The organism is Thioclava sp. F28-4, assembly GCF_002020045.1.
GTDB lineage: Bacteria > Pseudomonadota > Alphaproteobacteria > Rhodobacterales > Rhodobacteraceae > Thioclava > Thioclava sediminum.
The window spans coordinates 1-1,509 of the sequence record NZ_MPZQ01000045.1; the positions used below are offsets into that span (position 1 = coordinate 1).

The following is a 1,509-nucleotide window of genomic DNA, read 5'->3' on the forward strand; positions in this document are numbered from 1 at the left end:
TGTCTGACGTCAGCGCCTATGGGACAGATTTGAGGTTTTCGTAACGGAGGATTTCTGGTTCATCGCAGCTATCAAGAGGCGAAGATGAACAAGAAATCCGGAACATCGAAGGACGCGGCCGACAAGCTGGTCAAAGGGATCAAGCGCAAGACGCGCAAGCATTATTCTGCTGAAGAGAAGATCAGGATCGTGCTGGCGGGTATGCGCGGCGAGGAGAGTATCGCCGCGCTGTGTCGCCGGGAAGGCATCAGCGAGAGCCTGTATTACACTTGGTCGAAGGAATTCCTCGAAGCGGGCAAGCAACGCCTGGCCGGGGATACTGCCCGCCAGGCGACATCGCCTGAGGTCAAGGAGCTGCGCTCGGAATCGGCCGCGCTCAAGGAAGCCGTTGCTGATCTGACTCTGGAAAACCGTCTGCTCAAAAAAAGCATGATCGGGGATGGGGAGTACGAGGCATGAGGTATCCTGCATCGGAAAAGCTGGAGATCATCCGCACCGTCGAAGCCTCGCATCTGCCCGCCCGTCAGACGCTGGCCATGCTCGGCATTCCACGCACGACCTATTACCGCTGGTATGACCGCTGGTCCGAGGGTGGGCTTGACGCGCTTGAGGACACGCCGTCCCATCCGGGGTCTGTGTGGAACCGCCTCCCGGATGAGACCCGGGCGGACATTATCGAGTTTGCACTCGAACATGAGGATCTGACGCCCCTTGAGCTGGCGGTGAAGTACACCGATGAGAAGCAGTATTTTGTCTCGGAATCGTCAGTTTACCGCATCCTGAAGGCGGAAGATCTGGTGACGGCACCGGCGCATATCGTGATGAAGGCGGCCAATGAGTTCCGGGATAAAACCACGCGCCCCAACGAGCTGTGGCAAACTGACTTTACCTATCTGAAGGTTTTGGGCTGGGGCTGGTTCTATCTCAGCACCATCCTGGACGATTACAGCCGTCACATCATCGCCTGGAAGCTCTGCACCACGATGAAAGCCGAAGACGTGACCGACACGCTCGACCTTGCGCTGGAGGCCTCGGGATGTGACTGCGCAACCGTGGTCGCCAAGCCAAGACTTCTCAGCGACAACGGTGCCTCTTACATCGCGGGGGACTTGGCGGATTACCTCGACGAAAAGGGCATGGATCATATCCGCGGCGCACCCTACCACCCACAGACCCAAGGCAAGATCGAACGGTGGCACCAGACCATGAAGAACCGTGTCCTGCTGGAGCATTACTTTCTGCCCGGTGATCTCGAGCGCCAGATCGGGGCCTTCGTCGAATACTACAACAACCAACGCTACCATGAGAGCCTTGGGAACCTGACGCCCGCTGACGTCTATTACGGGCGCGCAGAGCAGATCCTGAAACAGCGAGAGGAGATCAAACGAAAAACCATGCTCACCCGGCGCTTGCGCCACGAAACTGAAACCGCATAAACTCAATCAAGGATGAGCCAGAGCCTCCAAACGGAAAACCGCTCAAATGTCCCAAATTATCTGACGACGCACA

At 57.3% G+C, this 1,509-nt stretch carries 1 protein-coding gene; it reads left to right on the forward strand.

Features of this window, described 5'->3' with window-relative positions:
* Positions 1-84: 84 nt before the first annotated feature.
* Positions 85-1,436 (forward strand): IS3 family transposase gene (locus BMI87_RS21790; protein ID WP_146681743.1). Its coding sequence is split into 2 segments (ribosomal slippage): positions 85-421 and positions 421-1,436, totalling 1,353 coding nucleotides; the frame shifts between segments, so codons are not numbered across the junction.
* The last annotated feature ends 73 nt before the right edge of the window (positions 1,437-1,509 follow it).